We start from the raw sequence: 19,786 nt of genomic DNA, 5'->3' as shown, positions 1-19,786 counted from the left end.
GTACGTCTCGCCGTAAGTGGTGTCGTCGCCCCGGATGATGTTCTCGGCGTCGATCGGAAGCGGCGCGGTGCGGTAGTGGTAGGCGCGCACCCGTTGCCGCTCGGGAATCGTCCTGGCATGCGTCTCGATGGACTCGATCGACTCCGCGCCCGTGTTGGCCAATCCGGCCTGCGCGCGAATCGGCACCGTCAGACCGACCTTGCGTCGATAGTGCGTGAGGTCGTCACCGAAGCGCACCACCTCGCAATGCTCGCCTTCCTCCTGGACGAACCAAATGCCCGCACGCCGGCACAGGCGCGTAATGAAAGCGAGATCGCTTTCATGCCACTGCATGACGAATTCGCGCGGCTCGTATTGCCGATACAGCCTTAAGTCGAAACGCGCGCGAATCGCATCGAAACCGTGTTCACGCAGAATCTGCTCGATGATCCTCGGAAAGCTCAGGTTCAGGAAAAACCGGCATTTGGGCGTATTGCGCAGCAGCGCGAGGCGCGATTCCAGCACGATTTCATAGGTCGTCTGGTCGCGGTTGCTGGCTAGCTGGCTGAACGCAGTGATGACGCCCTGAATCTTGCGGCACGCAACCGTCGATACAGACACGCCGGCCAGACGCGACGGCTGAATCATGAAGGTAGCCGGGCGATTCAGATAATCGCCACGCGGCAGATTCGCAAGAGAATGGGTAAGCGTGATTGCAAAGCGCCTTGCTTCACCGATCGCTTCGACGCCAGTGAAGCACACGACGCTCATGTCCTTGGCACTGGCCGCGCGTGGCACGTCGAGAAAGTAGGCTTCGTGAAGTGAAAGAACAACGGACTGATGCGGGGCACGGCGCGCCACGCTGGATGGCTCGATAGTCGAACTCACGAACGAATTTCTCCCGTTACTTATTTCTTATGTAGCCGGGAGAATAGCTATCTGATGGAATTCTTCTCAACGCGATAACTCCGAATTTTGAAAAATTCCGCTATTTCCGATAGATGGGGTCGGCCGGCGTACCCGCGTAGCGACACCTCGGACGACTTTACGGAGACGAACTGGCTATATAGTCTCGTTTCAGCATACTTTGAGCATTTCGTCTACGGTTCACAGAAACCTATGCGCAACCACCGCTTAAATGCCGGACCACTTGGGCACGCCGTGCGATTTCTTAACACTGTCCAGGCACAAAAACCCATGCATCCCGCCGATAGCGAAATCTCCCCCGCCCTCGAATGCCGCCGCCTCAGCAAGGCCTACGGCAGCGGCCGCGTCGTGCTCGACGGCCTCGACTTCGCACTCGGCGCGGGTGAATTCGTCGCGATCATGGGCGACTCGGGCGTCGGTAAATCGACGCTGCTGAACCTGATCGCCGGCCTCGAAAGCGCCGACAGCGGCGAAGTGCTGATCGACGGCGCACCGATCTCGCGCCTGAACGACGACGCCGCCACCCGCCTGCGCCGTCAAAAACTCGGCTTTGTGTTCCAGGCGTTCCACGTCCTGCCGCATCTGACGCTCGCACAGAACGTCTCGGTGCCGCTGCTGCTCAACGGCATGCCGCCCGCGCCCGCGCTCGCGATGCTCGCCGCAGTCGGCCTCGACGGACGCGGCGACGATCTGCCGCGCCAGCTTTCCGGCGGCGAGTTGCAACGCGTGGCGATCGCGCGCGCGCTCGTGCACCGCCCGCGCCTTTTGCTGGCCGATGAACCCACCGGCAACCTCGACCCGCAGACCGCCCACGAAGTCCTCGCGCTCCTGAGAGAAGAAACGAAGGCAACAGGCGCCGCAACGATGATGGTCACGCATTCCGAAGCGGCGGCGGCATTCGCCGACCGCGTGCTGATCCTGAGCGACGGCGCGCTGCACGCGGCGGCATCGCTTGCGTCGTTCAACGCGTCGCGCGACCGATGACGCCGCTCGCCGCAGCGCATCGCACGCTCACCCGCTGGCTGTTGCGCGCGCAATGGCGCAGTCATCGGGGACGCGCGCTCGTCGCCATCGCGACGATCGCGCTCGGCGTCGGGCTCGGCTACGCGGTGCAACTGATCAACAGCGCTGCGTTCAACGAGTTTTCCGCGGCGGCGCGGAGCCTCTCGGGCCAAGCGGACTTGCAGGTGCGCGGCGCGCAGCCCTTCATCGACGAGCGCGTTTATCCCCTCCTCGCGACGCGCGCGGGCGTCGCGCTCGCGAGCCCCGTGCTCGAAGTCGATGCCTCCGTGCCGAAGCACAATGCACCGCTGAAAGTGCTCGGCATCGACGTGTTCCGCGCGAAGCAAATCGCGCCCGACCTGACCGGCGTGCCGTCGCCGCAAGCGCCCTTCGATGCCCTCGCCGACGACGCCCTCTTCCTCTCGCCCGCCGCGCAGCAATGGCTCGGCGCAGGCATCGGCGGGAACATTACGCTGCTGAGCGGCACGTCGCCCGTGCGGCTGCGCGTGGCGGGCGGCATCGTGCGCGCATTGCCGGGGCAGCGCATCGCGGTGATGGACATCGCCGCCGTGCAATGGCGCTTCGGCATGGCGGGCAAGCTTTCGCGCGTCGATTTGCAACTTGCACGCGGCGTCGATCGCGAAGCGTTCCGGCGCGCGTTGCAGCAGGAACTCGGCGGGCGCTTCGTCGTGACCGAGACGCGCGATGTCGAAAGCCGCACGGATCGCCTCTCACGCGCTTACCGGATCAACATGAACGTGCTCGCGCTCGTCGCGCTCTTCACCGGCGCGTTCCTCGTGTTTTCGACGCAGGCGTCGGGCGTCGTGCGGCGCCGCGCGCAGTTCGCGATGCTGCGCGTACTCGGCATGACGCGCGCGCTGCTCGTGCGGCAGATCATGTTCGAAGGCGCGCTGCTCGGCGTCGCGGGTGCCGTGCTCGGCATCGCACTCGGCTATGCGGTCGCGGCGCTCGCGCTGCGCTATTTCGGCAGCGATCTCGGCGGCGGCTATTTCCCTGGCGTGCAGCCGCGCGTGGGATTCGAACCGGTGGCGAGCGCGGTGTTTCTTGCGCTCGGCATCGGCGTGGCGTTGCTCGGCACGCTCGTTCCCGCGCTCGAAGCGGCGCGCGCCCGGCCCGCGCCCGCGCTGAAAGCAGGCAGCGAGGAAGCCGCGCTCGCGCCGCTCTCGGCGCCGTGGCCCGCTTTGGCGTGTCTCGCGCTCGGCGCGGCGCTGACGCAGGCGCCGCCGGTCTTCGATGCGCCTATCGGGGGTTATCTGGCCGTTGCGCTGCTGCTCGTCGGCGGGATCGCGCTGATGCCGCGCCTGACCGCGATCGTGTTTCGAACGTTGAGCTTGTGGTATGCGAGGCGGCGTACAAGCGCGGTCGTCACGCTCGCGCTCGCACGGCTCGCGAACGCGCCGGGACAGGCATCGATCGCGATGGGCGGCGTGCTTTCGAGCTTCACGCTGATCGTCGCGATGGCGATCATGGTGGCGAGCTTTCGCGTCTCGGTCGAGGACTGGCTAGCGCATCTGCTCTCCGCCGACCTGTACGTGCGCATGGCATCGAGCGGCGACACCGGCGGCCTGCGCCCCGACCAGCAGACGCTGCTTGCATCCACGAGCGGCGTTGCGCACGCGGCGTTCGCGCGCACGTCGCAACTGACGCTCGATGCATCGAAGCCGCCCGTCGCGCTGCTCGCGCGCGAGATCGATGCCGCCGACCCCGGTGCGCATCTGCAACTCACCGGCGCGGCGTTGCCGCCGTCGGCGTGGCAGGCGGGCGAGACGCCGGTGTGGGCATCGGAGGCGATGGTCGATCTGTACGGGTATCGCATCGGACAACGGCTTTCGTTGCCGATCGGCGGCGCGGGCGAGCGCTTCGTCGTCGCGGGCATCTGGCGCGATTACGTGCGGCAGACGGGCGCATTGCAAATACGCCTCGCCGACTACCGGCGCTTGACGCACGACACGAGTGCAACCGATGCAGGCGTGACGCTCGACGCGGGCGCGTCCGCATCGCAGGTCGTCGATGCGATGAAGAAGCTCCCCTTCGGCGATGCCCTCGAATTCGCGCAACCCGGCGACATCCGCGCGCGCACGCTGACCATCTTCGATCGAAGTTTCGCCGTGACGTACCTGCTGGAAGCGGTGGCAATCGTGATCGGCCTGTTCGGCGTCGCCGCGACGTTTTCCGTGCAGACGCTCGCGCGTTCACGCGAATTCGGGATGCTGAGGCATGTCGGCGTGACGCGGCGGCAGGTCCTGGCGCTGCTGGCCGCCGAGGGCGGCTTGCTGACGGTGCTCGGCATCGCAATGGGCTGCTTGCTCGGCTTCGCGATCAGCCTGATCCTCGTGTTCGTCGTCAATCCGCAGTCATTTCACTGGAGCATGTCGCTGCATGTGCCGTGGAGGCTGATTGCGGTGATCGGCTGCGTGATGCTGGCTTCATCGTGCGCGACGGCGGTGATGGCGGGGCGCCGCGCCGTATCGGTCGATGCCGTGCGCGCCGTGAGGGAGGACTGGTGATGCGGTTTTTTTTGCTGATATCGATCGCGTTTTTTTCGATGACAACGCTTGCGGCCGATTTTGCCGAGGTCGTGCCGAATCGCGCGGTAGTCCTGCCGCAAGACACCGGCGCGCATCCGGACTTTCGCACCGAGTGGTGGTACGCAACCGGCTGGCTGGAGACGCCCGACAAGAAGCCACTCGGTTTTCAGATCACCTTCTTCCGATCGAATCCGGGCAAGGGCGGCGCGAACCCCAGCGAGTTCAAGCCCGCGCAGCTGATCATCGCGCATGCGGCGTTGAGCGATCCCGCGCATGGACGGCTCGTTCACGATCAGCGCATCGCGCGGCAAGGTTTCGGGCTCGCTTACGCGAAGGCCGGCAACACCGACGTCAAGCTCGACGCGTGGCGCATGGTGCGCAACGCGGACGGCCGCTACGAAGTGACCGCCGATGCCGCCGGCTTCGCGCTGCATCTGACCTTCATGCCAACGCAAACGCCGATGCTGCAAGGCGAGCGCGGCTACTCACGCAAAGGACCGCTGCCGCAGCAGGCGAGCTACTACTACAGCGAGCCGCAACTGAAAGTAAGCGGCAGCGTGACGCGGCCTTCGGGCGAACGCGTCGCGGTCACAGGGAGCGCGTGGCTCGATCACGAGTGGTCGAGCACGCTGCTCTCCGCCGATGCCGCCGGCTGGGACTGGCTCGGCGCGAATCTCGACGACGGCTCCGCGCTGATGGCCTTCAAGGTTCGCGCCCGCGATGGCCGCGCAGTGTGGGCGCACGCCGCGCTGCGAGATCGTGACGGACGCACGACGCAATACGGCCCCGGCGAAGTCGACTTCACGCCCGAGCGCCAGTGGCGCTCGCCGCGCACGGACACGACATATCCGGTCGCAATGGACCTGCGCGTCGGCGCGTTGCGCTGGCGTCTCACACCGCTCATCGACGATCAGGAACTCGATTCGCGCGACTCCACCGGGGCGCTCTACTGGGAAGGCGCGGTCACGCTTGCAGGCGTCGGTGACACCATCGACAGGCGTGGACACGGCTATCTCGAACTCACCGGCTACGCGAAGGCGCTTGAGGTCGAAAAGCGCTGACTAGTTCAGCGCGATCGCCGCAGCCGCGCCAACCGGCGATCCTTCGATCGCAACCGAAGCGCGACCATCCGGCCCGACGGGCACGTCGCCCACGAGCGTCGTGCGATAGAGCTGGCGATCGAAGTCGAGATCGAAGATATCGGTTGGTGCAAGATGGGCGGTGGAACGGTTGTCCCAGAACGCGACGCTGCCCGCCTCCCATTTGAACCGGACCGTGAATTCCGGCCGTGTCACGTGCTCCCACAGCAATTCGAGCAACACCTGACTTTCGCGCGGCGTCACGTCCGCGATGTGCTTCAGGAAGCCGGGGCTCACGTACAGCGCGAGCTCGCCCGTCTCGGGATGCACGCGCACGAGCGGATGCTCGGCGACGAGCGCGCGCTCTTCGACCGCCTGCGCGAACGCACCCGTACCGCGCGCGCCGGGCGGCGGCGCGAAGCGATGCACGCCGCGCAAGCCATCGACGAATTGCCGCAGCGGCGCCGACAGCTTTTCATACGCGATGACGAGGTTGGTCCACTGTGTGTCGCCACCGTACGGCGGGATCGTGACGCCGCGCAGTATCGATGCAAACGGCGGATTTACGGCAGCGGTCACGTCGGTGTGCCAGCCAGTCCAGGGCCGCAGGAGAGCCTGCCCTTCGAAGCGCGTCGCTTTCCTGAACTTGGAGATCGAATAGATCTCCGGATGACCCTCGACGTGTCCGAAGACCGGATGCCCGACGGTCAATTCCCCGAACTGCGCCGAGAACGCGACGTGTTGCTCGTGACTCAGGAACTGCTCGCGAAAAAACACGACGCGCCATTTGAGCAACGCCGCGCGGATCGCCGCGACTTGCTCCGCGCTCAACGGCCGCGTGAGATCGACTCCGCCGATTTCCGCGCCGATATGCGCGGACAAGGGGCTGACCTGAATCACTTCATCGTTCGACAAAACGGCTGCGTTCACTGCGAGTCTCCTTGAACCTTGACGCGTGCGGGACGATCAGCTTCCCTTCAGCGCCGGGTCATCGTTGAAAAAATAATCACGCCATGATTTCGGCTCGTGACGGATCACGCCAACCTTGTGCAGAAAAGTGCCTAGCTGCAAGGTGTTTTGCGGGATGGTGCCAAAGCTGACTTCGCTGTCGCTCAAAATCTTCTCGACGAAAGCGGGTGACAGTTTCGAACCGTCCTGCCGGATATAGATGGCGGCGGCTTGCGGCTTGTCGGTCTCGACGAGTCTGGCTGCGTCAGCGAGCGCCGCGCGCACCGCCGCGTAAGTCTTCGGATTGTCGCTGCGCCATTTCGCCGATGCAGCCGCAACGCTGCCCGTCGACGGTCCGCCGAGAATATCGATGGAGCTCATCACCCTGTGAATCTTCGGGTTCTCCAGCTCCTGATACTGATAGGGCGCATTGGAGAAATGCAGGTCGATGAGCGAGCTGCCCGCGAGCATCGCGGTGGTTGCATCGGCGTGCGGCATGCTCACTTCCAGCCGATCGAGGCGCGCGTATTCGGCGTCGCCGTACGCTTTTGCAGAAGCCATCTGCAAAAGCCGTCCCTGTTGCGATACCGCCACCGACACCACCGCGATGCGATCCTGCTCGCCGATATCCTTGATGCTCTTGATACGCGGATTGTTCGACACGAGATAGACCGGCACGGCGCCGAGCGCGGCGATTGCACGGAAGTCCTGGCGGTCGCGCGTGCGGTCCCAGATCGTCAGCAACGGGCCGATGCCGATCGTCGCGACATCGGCGGCGCCGGAGAGCAGCGTGTCGTTGACGGCCGCGCCGCCCGAGAGCGTGGTCCACTGCACTTCGATGGGCAGGCCCTCTTTGGCGCCGTGCTTCTCGATCAGCTTCTGGTCCTTCACGACCTTGAGCAGCAGCGAACCGATGCCGTATTGATCGACGATTTTTACCGTGCCTTCGGCGTGCGCCCGCACTGCAAGCAGCGCGAAAACGACGAGCCATGCAAAACGCAACGAGCCCTTGATCATGCGATGTGCTTCTCCGATATGCGGCGGCCTTCGACCTTAAGGCAATGCAGTGGCCATCCCAACCAATCAATAGGCATATCGATAGCTGGCGTCGAGCCTCAACTCAATGCTGCACGCCCCAGCGCCGCACGGTGACGCGTTCGAACGTATCGAAGACGAGATGCTCGACCGCAAGCCCGATCACGATGACCGCCGCGAGCCCCGCGAAAACGCGATCCGTATACAGCTCGTTACGGTTCTGAAAGATGTACCAGCCGAGCCCACCCTTGCCCGAACTCGCGCCGAACACGAGCTCGGCTGCGATCAGCGTGCGCCACGCGAAGGCCCAGCCCACCCGCAGGCCCGCGAGAATCGAAGGCAGCGCGGCAGGCACGAGAATCAGCAGCACATGCTTCAGGCCCGTGAGACCGTAGTTGCGTCCGGTCATGCGCAGCGTCGCGGGCACGGCCTGAAAGCCTGAATACGTGTTGAGCGCGAGCGGCCACAACACCGAATGCACGAGCACGAACAAGAGGCTTCCTGTGCCAAGCCCGAACCACAGCAACGCGAGCGGCAACAGCGCGATCGACGGCAACGGATTGAACATCGCCGTGAGCATCGAAAGCAGGTCGCGGCCGAGGCGCGTCGATACCGCGAGCGACGTCAGCGCGAACGCAAGCACGACGCCGAGCAGATAGCCGCGCAAGAGCACCGACATCGAGATCGCCGTCTTCTGTATCAGCTCGCCCGATGCCACGCCCTGCACGAAAGCGACGAACGTCGCGCTGAATGTGGGCAGCAGCAAGTCGTTCCCGAGCGTGCGCGCCGCCACTTCCCAGATCGCGATCAAGACAATGGCGATAGCGGTCTTGCGCAGCCATGTCTGATCAGCGAGACGCCGCGCGAACGGCAAAGGCGCTTCGTGCGCTACGTCGGGCAGCGCCGTCGGCTCGACTTCGTATTCAGCGCGCACGGGCGGCGCGGTCCAGTGTGGCGTGCTCATCGAGCGATCTCCTCTTCGAACAGCAGCCTATGAATGCGCGCGACGCTCTGCTGGAATTCGTAGCGCCCGGTGCTGTCCTGCGTGTATTGATGACTGTTGAGTTCGGCACGCACGCGGCCCGGATGCGGCGTCAGCAGCAGAATGCGGTTACCGACGATCAGCGCTTCTTCGATCGAATGCGTGACGAAGAGCAGCGTGAGCTTCGCTTCGTCCCAGAGACGCAGTAGTTCTTCCTGCATGCGGCGCCGCGTGAGCGCATCGAGTGCTGCGAACGGTTCGTCCATCAGGAGCACACGCGGCTGCATCGCGAGCGCGCGGGCGATCGCCACGCGCTGCTTCATGCCGCCCGAAAGCGTGTGCGGATAGGCATCGGCGAAACGCGCGAGACCAACCTTGTCGAGATAATGCAGCGCCCGTTCGCGTGCTTCCGCGCGCCCCATCTTGCGCGCGACGCGCAACGGAAACGCCACGTTCTGCAGCACCGTTTTCCACGGCGGCAGTTGATCGAATTCCTGGAACACCACGATGCGGTCAGCGCCCGGTCCGCGCACGACTTCGCCATCGAGTTCGATGCTGCCCGCAACCGGTTCGATGAAGCCGGCCACTGCTTTGAGGAGCGTGGACTTGCCACAGCCGGAAGGACCGAGCAGCACGAAGCGGTCGCCGTCGTAGACATCGAAGCTGACGTCGTGTGTGGCGCGCACGATGCGTTCGCGCGTGCGATATTCCAGCGTGACGTTTTTCGCGGCGAGCAGCTTTTCGCTTGCGGCGGGCACGCGCTCAGGCGGCGTTTCGGGTTCTTTGGCCTGGGCGGGGACGGGATAGAGCGCGGTAGGAATGGCGGCCATGCTCGTTGGACTCATCGGCAAAACCCAACGATAGCGTCGCGTGGCGGTCAAGCGAACCAATCATTGCGCATATCGAAAACAGCATGGCGCATAAGCGGCGGTTCATCCGCTCATGCGCCAGCGATCCGTAAGGCTAGCTGCCGGTGCGCGTCGCTGGGTCGGTGAAGAAGTAGTCCTGCCACGACTTCGGCTCGTTCTTGATCGCCCCGACGCGATGCATGAACTGCGCGAGTGCGAATGTGTTCTGCGGCGCGACCTTGAACTGCACCAACGGGTCCTTGATGATCTTCAGCAGCAGAGTGCGGTCGATTTTCGCGTTGTTCACGCGGATGTAGATGTCGGCCGCAGCATCGGGATTCTGCGTGACGTAAGTAGCAGCATCCGAGAGCGCATCGACGAATGCGCGGTACGTCTTCGGGTTTTCGTTGCGGAATTTCTCGGTGGCGTAGAGCACCGTCGCCGAACTCGGGCCGCCGAGCACGTCGTATGAATTCAGTACGATGTGCGCCCTCGGATTGCCCGCGAGTTCCTGCTGCTGAAACGGTGGCGTGCCGAAATGCGCGTTGATTTCCGTGCCGCCCGCGATGACGGCCGCGGCTGCGTCGGGATGCGGCATCGCTTGCGTGAGCTTGTCGAGGCGGTCGAACTGCTTGTCGCCCCACTGTTTCGCGGCCGCGTATTGCAGCACGCGCGATTGCACCGACACACCGACCGCCGGTAACGCGATGCGATCCTTCTCGGTAAAGTCGGCGATCGTCTTCACGTTCGGATTGTTCGAGACGAGGTAGTACGGCACGTTGCCGAGCGACGCGACGCCCTTCACGTTCTGCCGTCCATGCGTGCGATCCCAGATCGTGAGCAACGGACCGACGCCTGCGCCCGCGATATCGATCGAACCCGACAGCAGCGCATCGTTGATCGTCGCGCCGCCGGAGAGCTTGGTCCAGTCGACCTTGATATCGAGACCTTGCTTCTTGCCTTCTTTCTCGATGAACTGCTGGTCGCGCGCCACGTTGAGCAGCAGATACACGACACCGAATTGCTCCGCGACACGGATCGTGCCTTCCGCATGTGCCGCCGAAGCGGCCGTAAGTGAAGCGGCACCGATCGTCAGCGATACGCACGCCGCGACCGCGCGGCGTGAAAAACGTCGTAGCAGGAACTGCATTGAAACCCCGTTGTATATGTTCTTGAAAGCGTCTTCAGAAAGGCACATCGCCTTCGATGGTCGTGCGATAGAGTCTGCGGCGTTCTTCGTCGGGCGTGCCGGCCGCAAGGTGCATCAGCGAGCGGTTGTCCCAGAACACCAGATCGTGCTCGGCCCATCGATGGCGATAGATGAACTCGGGCTGCACACTATGCGCGAAGAGTTCCTCGAGGAGCGCGTTGCTTTCGTCCTCGGGCATATCGACGATGCGCGTCGTGAAGTGCTCGCTCACGAAGAGGGCCTTGCGTCCCGTTTCCGGATGCGTGCGCACGATCGGATGCACGACAGGCTTCACCTGCGCGATCTGCTCCGACGACAGATTGGGCCGCCACGGGCTGCGCCTTTGAAGTTCGGCATATTTCGCGAGATAGGTGTGCTCGGCGCGCCGGCCTTCCACCGCATCGCGCAGATGCTGAGGCAGCGCGTCCCACGCGAGATGCATGTTGGCGAATAGCGTATCGCCGCCGACAGCCGGCAATTCCTGCGCGTGCAGCAACGATCCGAGGCTCGGCTTTTCCTTGTACGATAGGTCGGAATGCCAGTAATGGCCCGCATCGCCGAGGCCAATCGGCTGGCCGTTCTCGACGATATTCGACACAATCAACACCTCAGGATGGCCGCTCAGCGCAAACTGGTGCAGCACGTGAATCTGCAGCGGACCGAAGCGCTTGCTGAAAGCGATGTGCTGCCCGGGCGTGATCCGCTGGTCGCGAAACACGAGCACATGATGATCCAGATGCGCGCGATGAATGCGTATGAAATCGTCGGGGGAAAGCGGCTTTGAAAGGTCGAGACCGATCACTTCGGCGCCCAGCGGCGCGTCGAAAGGATGAATCTCGATGATTTGATCGGGTGAATCGGCGAGTGTCGTCACGGCAGAGAAAGCGGCAATGAAACGGCCAATCTACAAGCGACTTAACAATGCGGCAACCAACGAAAAGCGAACCACATATTCGTTAAGCAGATAAAGCGCGCGATGTGGCTCAAAGGGGAGCGTTACAATCCGCTTTACTATGCCCCCCGCCCTCTCTTCCGATTCTCTCGCCGACGCCCTGCTCGAACAGCTCGCGCGACCCATCGTGTTCGTCGATCTCGAGACGACCGGCGGTAACGCGACGACTGATCGCATCACCGAGATCGGCGTCGTGGAAGTGAGCCGCGCGGGCGTGGAACGCTGGAGCGTGCTGGTCGATCCGGAAACGCCGGTGCCGCCGTTCATCGAAAGGCTGACCGGCATCGACGACACCATGCTGCGCGGACAGCCCACTTTCGCCACGCTAGCCGATGCGCTCGTCGAACGCCTGAGCGGCAAGCTCTTCGTCGCGCACAACGCGCGGTTCGACTACGGCTTTCTGAAGAACGAATTCCGGCGCGCGGGCCTCACGTTTCGCGCCGACGTACTCTGCACCGTGCGGCTTTCGCGCGCGCTCTTTCCCTCCGTGCAGCGCCATGGCCTCGATTCGCTGATCGCGCGCTTCGGCCTCGCGCCCGAGGGACGCCACCGCGCCCTCGCCGACGCCGATCTGCTCTGGCAGTTCTGGCAAAAGATCCACGAACAGTACTCGCAGGAACTCGTCGATGCGGCGGTTCGCGCGTTGATCCGCCGCGCCGCGCTGCCCGCCGCGCTGCCGGAAAGCGCGCTCGATGCGCTGCCGTCCACACCCGGCGTCTATATCTTCTACGGCGACGATGAGTTGCCGCTTTACGTCGGCAAGAGCATCAATTTAAAGCAACGCGTGATGTCGCATTTCTCGGGCGATCATCGGCTCGCGAAAGACCTTGCTATCTCGCAGACGATCAGACGTATCGAAGCGCGTGAAACCATCGGCGAACTCGGAGCGTTGCTACTCGAAGCCAGACTCGTCAAGGAACTGCAGCCGGTACACAACCGGCTGTTGCGGCGTGCCACGGGCGCATGCACGTGGCAATGGCCGCCGGGCGCGCACGCGCCAGTGCTGATTCACGCGAAGAAGCGCGATTTCTCGCGCGAGGACGGGCTTTTCGGCATCTATCAGTCGCGTGCGAAAGCGCAGGCGCATTTGCGGCGTCTCGCCGAAGAACACGGTCTTTGTTACGCGACGCTTGGGCTCGAAAGGATTCCGCCGGGCAGTTTGCGAGGCTGCTTCGGTTTTCAGGTGCATCGCTGCAAGGGCGCTTGCGTGGGCGCCGAAACGCTCGCCGAACACTCGACGCGTGTGCGTGAAGCGCTCGATACATCGCGCGTCGTGCGCTGGCCACATGCGGGTGCGATCGCGATCGCCGAGCGCGATGGCGAGACTCAGCGAATGGCGTGGCACGTCGTCGATCGATGGTGCTATATCGGCTCGTGTGCGGAGGTTTCGGACATTGCGCCGCTCGTCGCTGCGTCCAACGAGGCGCGCCCGTTCGATGCCGATGTCTATAACATGCTCGCGAAGCGCCTCGTCTCGGGCGAGCTGGAATGGACCGCATGCGATGTGAGGCCCGCATTCGAGCTTGCGCCGCTGGAGATGCCGTTACTTGTCCCGCGCTCGCGTTCAATTGTACGCAAGTTACCTCGCAAACTTCGCCCGCGGGAATGCGCGGCGCAACTCATGCTTTCATTCGGCTGATAAAACCGCTTATTGGAATTTAATTACGTTATTCCAATCGGTAATCGACGACGAATAGAAGACATAAAGGCGCTTTTTTCCGATTCGCACAAGCGTCTTAAACCGCGCTTTTTCTTTGGTACGAACTACGACAGTCCGTGGCGAAGAAATGCGAGTTCCTGTCTATGGCTCATCGCGTCGATATGCGACTATGCGGTCGTTCCCGCTGCAAAAGGCGGGAATAGTCGAACGAATTGCCGATTGCGCAGGTACAAAGCGCCGGGCATTTCCCCGACGATAACTGCAGCGCATGGCATGCAAGCATAACTTCGACCGGGCGGCGCGAGAGGCGCATCAGCCGGCGCATAAGGAGGACAACGATGTCGTTTCTAAAAGGGCTGATCGATAACGCAAAGAATTTGTTGCCCGACAGTCTTTTTCTGAGCTTCTCGCATCGGCAAAAGATCGGCCGCTTTCCGAATCTCAGGCGTCCCTCCACGTTCAATGAAAAGATTCTTTATCGCTGCCTGCATCCGGACCCGCGCTATGTCGATCTCGCCGACAAGCTCGCGGTGCGAGAGTACGTCGAGCGCGCGGTCGGCAAGGAGCACTTGATCCCGCTGATCGCCATCATCGATTCATTCACCAAGGAGTTTTTCGACGCGTTGCCCAATTCATTCGTGATGAAGGCGAATCACGGAAGCGGTTTCGTCAAGATCATCAGGGACAAATCGGAGACTTCGTTCGAAGAATTGCTTGCGCTCGCGACGAAATGGCTCAAGACCGATTTCTATCGTATCGCGCGCGAGCGGCATTACCGGAACATCGAGCCCAAGGTGTTCTTCGAAGAAGTACTGCTCGATTCGAGTGGCAACATTCCGCCCGACATGAAAGTGCATTGCTTCAACGATCCTTCCGGCAAGACCACGTTCTATACGCTCGTGATTTCGGATCGCTTTACGCCGCATCCGCGTGGCGATTTCTACGACGCGCAGTGGAACCATCTCGACATATCGATCGGCCACTATCCGCGCAGCAAGACACCCGCGCCGACGCCGGCGCACCTGGATACGATGCTGGAAATCGCGGGCAAGCTCGCGCGCAATTTCGAATACGTGCGCGTCGATCTCTATGCGCCCGATGATGAAATTTTCTTCGGCGAGTTGACCTTCACACCGGGTGCGGGTGTGTATCGGCTAAGGCCCGAGGCGATCGACTACAACTGGGGACGTCTCTTCCACGCGAATCTTCAGCAATGACATCGTTAAAGCCAAAGCGGCCCGTTCATTCGGGCCGCTTTGCTTGAGCGTTAGTCGGAGTGACGCGTCATTGCTTGCACGGGCGCCGGAATGTCCCGCCGCTCCGATGGCCTCGACGCGAGCGCTTCGGCACTTGACTGCGGCACGCGGAAGCCCGCTTCGAGATACGTGATGATATCGACGCAAAGCATCATCAAGAGCCCCATGTAAAGCATGCTCAAGCCGCGTATTTCATCGTAGAACCCGAGCGCCACGTATAACGGCACGTTGATGACAAGCGCGATCTTCATGTATTGCTTGACGAGCGGCGGCAGCTTGCCCCAGCCCGCACGCGCGATCACCGCGAACAGCAAGAGATTGACGATGTTGAGCGCCTTCGGCGTCATGATCCCGTAGTTGTATTCGAAGCGCAGATAGGTGGCCGGACGCGCGAGCTGACGCAAGTTGTTGACGAGATGAAACAGCACAACATCCCCGCCATTCTGCGTGTACTGCATCTTGATGACGATGTTGATTGCCGCCGCGATCGCTACTAGCACCACTTGAAGCAACAGCGTCTTCTTAACCGAAAGATGCGTGCGCAGGAACGGATACAGCACCATCACGAAGAACAGGAACGACTCCTTGTTCCAGGTCGCGAACGCGGTGAGTACGATCAGCAACACGACGCGTCCCCGCATCGCGAGGATCACCGCCAAGGACATGAAGAGCAGCTCGGCAATATCGTAGAAATAGCCGCCCTCCGTCAGAATGAGCGGAAATATGACAGCGAACACAAGCGGCGCGAGCGTGGCCCCCACCCGGTTCTGGTTGAACTCAAGACACACCGCGCGCATCGCGAAGAGCGCACAGAACAGCGTGCCGAATGCGAGCGCGTACATCATGTAGTAACGCAGCGCGTATTTCGGATCCTTGGCGTCCGTCGCGTTCGGATAGATCCATGAGATCGGATGGTGATATTTGTTGTCGTCGGACAACAGCGTATTCACGTGGTTTTTCACGCGCTCAGGCAGCACGCGCTCCGCGCCATTGACGATCGCGGGAAACAGTTGGCGGTAAACAAATGGACGCTCGGCTGTTCCTTCGAGCATCGCGGGGAGCGAGAAGCGCGGCCAGTTGTCGCGAAACTGCCACTTGGTGAAAAAGCCGTTGAAGGCCGCGGACGCCACGAGGAAATAAACGACTACCAGCAGAAACCTTTTTATAGCGGGATGGGAGAGCGGTTCGTTCAGCACAGATTCCTCCGTTCCAACTGCGGGTCAGGGAGCATGCCCATTACGGGCATCGGCATGCTCACGAGCATGATTCGGCGGGATCATGCTACGCGGAAAAAATGCTGCAGGGCAGTAGGGTTTGGAATTCTTGCCTAATGGCTGCGTCGATTTGAGAGTGCGACACCGCACAATGAATCAATGCGCGTGGAGTTAGGGATTTACCTTGTCATTACAACGATAGGGCATCCACAAGATTTCAAGAATAGACGCTTTTCGCGCCGAGAAAATCAGGGATTAAAGCGATCGCTTTCTTGCCAACTTTCTAATGATTTATAAGAACGCGCATTTTGCTATAGACGTGGGCGGACTCGACCGTTAGTTGCAATTCAAACGATGGAAACAGCCGTCGTTCGCCCGACGGCCGTTCGCCACTTCAAATACGTTCGATCAATACCGTCCCGGACGCGACCGGACGAAATCCCAGCCAGTAGATCAGGAATCGCCCAGCGAAGATCCCGGCGACAACACCCGACACCAGGCCATCGAGTACGACGTAGATCGAATCCACTCCGGCGTGCGTCGTGGCCAATTCAAAGCCGAGCCAGAATTTCGAAGCGAACGTCACGATCATCAGCACCAGCGGAACGATCGATCCCGGCAGCGTTACCGTCCGGCGCACGCGATCGACGGTCATTCCGCTCGCCTGCGCGATCGCCGCGCCGGCCGCGATGCCGATTACCGCGCCACCGATCCACGCGAGCCCGGTATGCCATCCGGCGGCCGGTTCGCGCAGCATATGCACGATGCCCCACGCGGCGAATACGGCAGGCACGATCGCGAGCTTCGACAGCGGCGCCGTGCCGCCCTTGAGCGCCTTGAAACCGCGCGAGATCAGAAATGCCAGAAGTGCCCAGACCCAAACCGGCGTACCGCTCAAAATTGCTTGAACCGACATGACTTTCTCCTGTGAATAGCTCGGCGATTCGTCTTAACTTTTCGCTGCGCCAATATCTTTACGATGGAAAGATATTGAACTCAAAGCGACCTCGCGTCAAGATATCTTTCCATTGTAAAAATTAATGAATGTTCTGAGGCGATTCCTATGCAGAGAGAGGAGTGAGCCAGCGCAACTGTTCCAATCGAAGACTACTAGCCTTAAAACTCACGCCGCCGTCGCCCGCGCGACGCCACTGAAGTCGAGCAACGGCGGCGCGACCGGCCGGCTCAGATGGTAGCCCTGCACGTAATCGCATTTCGCGTCGCGCAGGATGTCGAGTTGCTCTTCTTCCTCGACGCCCTCCGCCGTCACCCGAATCCCCAACTCGTGCGACATCTCGATAATGCCGCGAACGATCGTGCGCGTTGCGGCATCGCGCGCGAGCTTCGCCGTGAATGACCGGTCGATCTTAACGGTATCCGGCGCGAAATCCGCGAGATACCGCAGGCTCGAATAACCGGTGCCGAAGTCGTCGATGGCGACGCGCACGCCCAGGCGCTTGAGCCCCGCCAGCGTTTCCTGCGCGAGCGTCGGATTTTCCATCAGTGCGCTTTCGGTCAACTCGATTTCGAGGCAGCGCGCGGGCAGGCCGTGCTTGCGCAGCGCGCGATCGACGACCTTCACGATCGCGTCGCACCGCAACTGCCGAGCCGAGACGTTCACCGACATGCACAGTCCGTCCGCGCCCCGGCTGCGCCATTCGGCGAGCTGCGCGAGCGCGCGGTCCAACACCCACGCGCCAACGTCGACGATGAATCCGCTTTCTTCGAGGATCGGAATGAAAACGCCAGGCGCGACCAGGCCGCGTGCGGGATGCATCCAGCGGATCAGTGCCTCGACACTCTTCATCGATACGGAGCCCGGCTCGTGAATGCCCTGGTAATGCAGCAGGAACTCGCCGGACGCGAGCGCCTGCGGCAAGTCGCGCTCCAGTTCGAAATCCTCGATGGTGCCGGTCGCGTCCTTGTCGGCGAAGCGAAAGCCGTTACGACCCGCCTTCTTCGCCGCGTACATCGCGATGTCGGCGCTCGTCAGCAGCGCTTCGTGGTCGAGGCCGTGTTCCGGATAGAGCGAGATCCCGATCGACGCCGTCACGAACGCGCCCGCGTGATCGTTGCGCGCGCTGCTCGACAGCACGTCGAGCAGCGTCTGCGCGAGGCATCCGAGCCGCGCCTTGTCGGCGGTGCTGCTAATCAATACGGCGAACTCGTCGCCGCCCAGCCGCGCGACGTAGGCGTCGGCGGGAAGCGTTTCCGTGATGACGCGGCCGATATCCTTCAGCAAGCGATCGGCGGCCGTGTGTCCGAGCGTGTCGTTCAGGACCTTGAAGCGGTCGAGGTCGATGAACATCAGCCCGAACGCGGCACCGACTTCGCAATGCGCCTCCATCTGTCGCACGAGCGCGCCACGGTTCGCGAGGCCCGTCAGCGAATCCGAGTACGCGAGCTGATCGAGCGCCGCGATGCGCTCCTCTTCCGCCGTAACGTCCTCGCTGATGCCGACGATCCGCACCACCGTGCCGGCCTCGTTGCGCACCGGGTACGCCGTGCTCTGTATCCATCGGATGGCGCCGTCGGTGCGGCGGATGCGGTACTTGATCCGCCCGTCCGCCGATTCCGCGACGATGCGGCCCATCTCGGCGCGTAGCGCATCGAGATCGTCGGGCAGGACGAGTTCGAGCCACGCCGACGAGTTCTCCTGCAACACCAGCGGCGCGATGCCAAAGACCCGCTCGACCCCGGCGCTGACGTAATGGAAGTACCGGAAATCGGCGCTGTACGAATAGAACACGAGCCGCACGTGCGCTTCCATTTCGGACATCAGTTCGTCCTTGGTGCGCAGCGTGGCGAGCAGTTCATTCTGTTGCGTGACATCGACCGATGCGCAAAGCATGGCCGTGACGCGCCCGTCCGCGCCCGAAAGCGGGATGAGGCGCGAGTCCCACCATTTCGGGCGGCCGGTCGTCGTCGCGCACTGGCCGGTGAAGGACGTGCGTTTGCCCGCGAGCGCGCCGGCCCACGCCGCTTCTGAAGCGGTGCGGTCGGCGCCGGCCCAGAAGCCGAGCCAGTTCGCGCCGGCAAGCTGGTCAGGCGACGCGGCGTTCATCAGTTCGGCGCCGAACTCCGAAATACGCAGCATCTTGCCGTCGATATCGAGCAGTTTCAGGCATTCGCGGTTCGCGTCGAGCAAACCGGCGCTGAGCGCGAGCGCCGCCGTGCGTCGGCCGTGTGCGGCGCGCAAAATCCCTTGCGCCAAGGCGAAGGCGGCAGCGCCTGTCACGGCGGCGATCGCGTAACACTGGATCGGCCCTGCTTCGAACGCGAAGAGAGCGAGGACAAACGCTAACGCCGCGGCGCCGAAGCTGGCGGCCGCGGTGATCGCGAGCAGGACGAACGGCATCTGAACGCCGCGCGAATACCGGTCGAGAAAATAGGACAGGAAGAGCTGATTGCGCGCCGACGCCCCGCCCGGCGCGGCGGCAGCGCCTTTCGCGGGGTGGACACGCGAACTGCTCATGCGTGATCGGGTCTTCGTTGTCACGCTCGTTCTCCAGCAAGTGTTACCTGAACGGCCCGGCGAAAACGCACACGAAGCCACAGCAATTCATGTGTTAACGTCGGCTTGCGGAAAAACCTGAATCGCGGCTTGCATTTGCCGCGAGAAAAGCGTGATGGGATGTGCAGTGGGATTCAGTTCCGCTGCAACCCCTGGCGGACGAAGTCGAGGAACTTGTCCTGCGCCGAGGTAATTTTTTCGTAGCACTCGTCGTAGGAAGACCCGCGCGCTTTCTCCGTGCCGTACATGTCGCGGCACTGCGCGAAGAGCGCGATCGTGGCGCCGTTGCCCTTGTTCACGCGGGTTGCCGAGAAGCTCACGCGGCCGTCGCGCGTCGGCAAGTCGGTATCGATGGCGACGGCATCCGCGTGGATGATCGGCGTATCGGAATGCTGCTGCACGTAGGTTTGCGCAAGCTTCCACACCGCGTCGCATTGCTGCGCGTCCTGGCACTGGAGCGTTGCGTGGCGCTGCGCCGCTTCGAGCGAGGTTTCGTTGCGCGAAAACTGGTTCTCGCGTTCGGCCGCAGTTTGCGAAGTCCCGCAACCGGCGAGTGCGAGCAAGGCGAGCATGACGGGGAGTGTCTGTTTCACTGCGTGGGTTCCGTGAATTGAGTCCCGTGCATTATAGAAGCACGCTCCACGCGAACCCA

The 19,786-nt window shown here is 62.5% G+C and carries 16 protein-coding genes; 5 read left to right on the top strand and 11 right to left on the bottom strand.

Going from position 1 to position 19,786, the window contains the following annotated elements:
* On the bottom strand, positions 1-867 hold an 867-nt coding region (locus AWB65_RS26235; protein WP_200821801.1), incomplete at its 3' end, for a type VI secretion system Vgr family protein.
* Between the two features lie 309 nt (positions 868-1,176).
* On the opposite strand from AWB65_RS26235, the gene AWB65_RS26230 reads away from it, so the two are divergent.
* Genes AWB65_RS26230 through AWB65_RS26220 form a run of 3 tightly spaced genes read left to right on the top strand, consistent with a single transcriptional unit; the run spans position 1,177 to position 5,518 of the window.
* Positions 1,177-1,890 carry an ABC transporter ATP-binding protein gene (locus AWB65_RS26230; protein WP_087669933.1) on the top strand — a complete coding sequence of 238 codons (714 nt, stop codon included), beginning with the start codon at positions 1,177-1,179 and terminating at the stop codon, positions 1,888-1,890.
* Positions 1,887-4,436 (top strand): FtsX-like permease family protein, encoded by a 2,550-nt coding sequence (locus tag AWB65_RS26225; protein ID WP_087669932.1) that lies wholly within the window; start codon positions 1,887-1,889, stop codon positions 4,434-4,436. Before AWB65_RS26230 ends, AWB65_RS26225 begins: the two co-directional genes overlap by 4 nt.
* A gap of 38 nt (positions 4,437-4,474) precedes the next feature.
* On the top strand, positions 4,475-5,518 hold the full coding sequence (locus AWB65_RS26220; RefSeq protein WP_235007770.1) for a lipocalin-like domain-containing protein: 1,044 nt from the start codon (positions 4,475-4,477) through the stop codon (positions 5,516-5,518).
* On the opposite strand, the gene AWB65_RS26215 is transcribed toward AWB65_RS26220, so the two are convergent.
* The 6 genes from AWB65_RS26215 to AWB65_RS26190 form a co-directional block, all read right to left on the bottom strand.
* Positions 5,519-6,466 (bottom strand): TauD/TfdA dioxygenase family protein, encoded by a 948-nt coding sequence (locus AWB65_RS26215; protein WP_087669930.1) that lies wholly within the window; start codon positions 6,464-6,466, stop codon positions 5,519-5,521.
* 36 nt (positions 6,467-6,502) lie between these two features.
* Positions 6,503-7,501 (bottom strand): ABC transporter substrate-binding protein, encoded by a 999-nt coding sequence (locus AWB65_RS26210; protein WP_087669929.1) that lies wholly within the window; start codon positions 7,499-7,501, stop codon positions 6,503-6,505.
* Between the two features lie 103 nt (positions 7,502-7,604).
* Positions 7,605-8,483 carry an ABC transporter permease gene (locus AWB65_RS26205; protein ID WP_087669928.1) on the bottom strand — a complete coding sequence of 293 codons (879 nt, stop codon included), beginning with the start codon at positions 8,481-8,483 and terminating at the stop codon, positions 7,605-7,607.
* On the bottom strand, positions 8,480-9,331 hold the full coding sequence (locus tag AWB65_RS26200; protein ID WP_112005938.1) for an ABC transporter ATP-binding protein: 852 nt from the start codon (positions 9,329-9,331) through the stop codon (positions 8,480-8,482). The genes AWB65_RS26205 and AWB65_RS26200 overlap by 4 nt, the downstream gene beginning before the upstream one ends.
* A gap of 133 nt (positions 9,332-9,464) precedes the next feature.
* Positions 9,465-10,499 carry an ABC transporter substrate-binding protein gene (locus AWB65_RS26195; RefSeq protein ID WP_087669941.1) on the bottom strand — a complete coding sequence of 345 codons (1,035 nt, stop codon included), beginning with the start codon at positions 10,497-10,499 and terminating at the stop codon, positions 9,465-9,467.
* A gap of 34 nt (positions 10,500-10,533) precedes the next feature.
* Positions 10,534-11,412: a TauD/TfdA dioxygenase family protein gene (locus AWB65_RS26190; RefSeq protein WP_125474200.1), complete on the bottom strand. Its 879-nt coding sequence runs from the start codon at positions 11,410-11,412 to the stop codon at positions 10,534-10,536.
* A gap of 139 nt (positions 11,413-11,551) precedes the next feature.
* Here AWB65_RS26190 and AWB65_RS26185 point away from each other — a divergent pair, with 139 nt between their 5' ends.
* A complete protein-coding gene (locus AWB65_RS26185) occupies positions 11,552-13,129 on the top strand; it encodes a 3'-5' exonuclease family protein (RefSeq protein ID WP_087669927.1) in 1,578 nt (525 codons plus the stop codon).
* 359 nt (positions 13,130-13,488) lie between these two features.
* Positions 13,489-14,367, top strand: coding sequence for an ATP-grasp fold amidoligase family protein (locus AWB65_RS26180; protein WP_087669926.1), 879 nt, complete (start codon positions 13,489-13,491; stop codon positions 14,365-14,367).
* Between the two features lie 50 nt (positions 14,368-14,417).
* Here AWB65_RS26180 and AWB65_RS26175 read toward each other — a convergent pair whose 3' ends face one another.
* The 4 genes from AWB65_RS26175 to AWB65_RS26160 form a co-directional block, all read right to left on the bottom strand.
* Complete coding sequence (locus AWB65_RS26175) at positions 14,418-15,602, bottom strand: hypothetical protein (protein ID WP_087669925.1); 1,185 nt, start codon at positions 15,600-15,602, stop codon at positions 14,418-14,420.
* 412 nt (positions 15,603-16,014) lie between these two features.
* Positions 16,015-16,536 (bottom strand): DUF6622 family protein, encoded by a 522-nt coding sequence (locus tag AWB65_RS26170; protein ID WP_087669924.1) that lies wholly within the window; start codon positions 16,534-16,536, stop codon positions 16,015-16,017.
* Between the two features lie 207 nt (positions 16,537-16,743).
* Positions 16,744-19,095, bottom strand: coding sequence for a putative bifunctional diguanylate cyclase/phosphodiesterase (locus tag AWB65_RS26165; protein ID WP_087669923.1), 2,352 nt, complete (start codon positions 19,093-19,095; stop codon positions 16,744-16,746).
* A gap of 173 nt (positions 19,096-19,268) precedes the next feature.
* Positions 19,269-19,727 (bottom strand): hypothetical protein, encoded by a 459-nt coding sequence (locus AWB65_RS26160; RefSeq protein WP_200821800.1) that lies wholly within the window; start codon positions 19,725-19,727, stop codon positions 19,269-19,271.
* Positions 19,728-19,786: the final 59 nt, after the last annotated feature.

Source organism: Caballeronia humi, assembly GCF_001544475.1.
GTDB lineage: Bacteria > Pseudomonadota > Gammaproteobacteria > Burkholderiales > Burkholderiaceae > Caballeronia > Caballeronia humi.
The sequence above is the reverse complement of the archived record's forward strand: the minus strand, read 5'-3'. Positions and strand labels throughout refer to the sequence as shown.

What these genes read in the sequence shown, in the direction of transcription:
- AWB65_RS26230 (WP_087669933.1), top strand. Translation starts at nt 1,177, where the DNA reads ATGCATCCCGCCGATAGCGAAATCTCCCCCGCCCTCGAATGCCGCCGC.
- AWB65_RS26225 (WP_087669932.1), top strand. Translation starts at nt 1,887, where the DNA reads ATGACGCCGCTCGCCGCAGCGCATCGCACGCTCACCCGCTGGCTGTTG.
- AWB65_RS26220 (WP_235007770.1), top strand. Translation starts at nt 4,475, where the DNA reads ATGACAACGCTTGCGGCCGATTTTGCCGAGGTCGTGCCGAATCGCGCG.
- AWB65_RS26210 (WP_087669929.1), bottom strand. Translation starts at nt 7,501, where the DNA reads ATGATCAAGGGCTCGTTGCGTTTTGCATGGCTCGTCGTTTTCGCGCTG.
- AWB65_RS26205 (WP_087669928.1), bottom strand. Translation starts at nt 8,483, where the DNA reads ATGAGCACGCCACACTGGACCGCGCCGCCCGTGCGCGCTGAATACGAA.
- AWB65_RS26200 (WP_112005938.1), bottom strand. Translation starts at nt 9,331, where the DNA reads ATGGCCGCCATTCCTACCGCGCTCTATCCCGTCCCCGCCCAGGCCAAA.
- AWB65_RS26195 (WP_087669941.1), bottom strand. Translation starts at nt 10,499, where the DNA reads ATGCAGTTCCTGCTACGACGTTTTTCACGCCGCGCGGTCGCGGCGTGC.
- AWB65_RS26185 (WP_087669927.1), top strand. Translation starts at nt 11,552, where the DNA reads ATGCCCCCCGCCCTCTCTTCCGATTCTCTCGCCGACGCCCTGCTCGAA.
- AWB65_RS26180 (WP_087669926.1), top strand. Translation starts at nt 13,489, where the DNA reads ATGTCGTTTCTAAAAGGGCTGATCGATAACGCAAAGAATTTGTTGCCC.
- AWB65_RS26170 (WP_087669924.1), bottom strand. Translation starts at nt 16,536, where the DNA reads ATGTCGGTTCAAGCAATTTTGAGCGGTACGCCGGTTTGGGTCTGGGCA.
- AWB65_RS26165 (WP_087669923.1), bottom strand. Translation starts at nt 19,095, where the DNA reads ATGAGCAGTTCGCGTGTCCACCCCGCGAAAGGCGCTGCCGCCGCGCCG.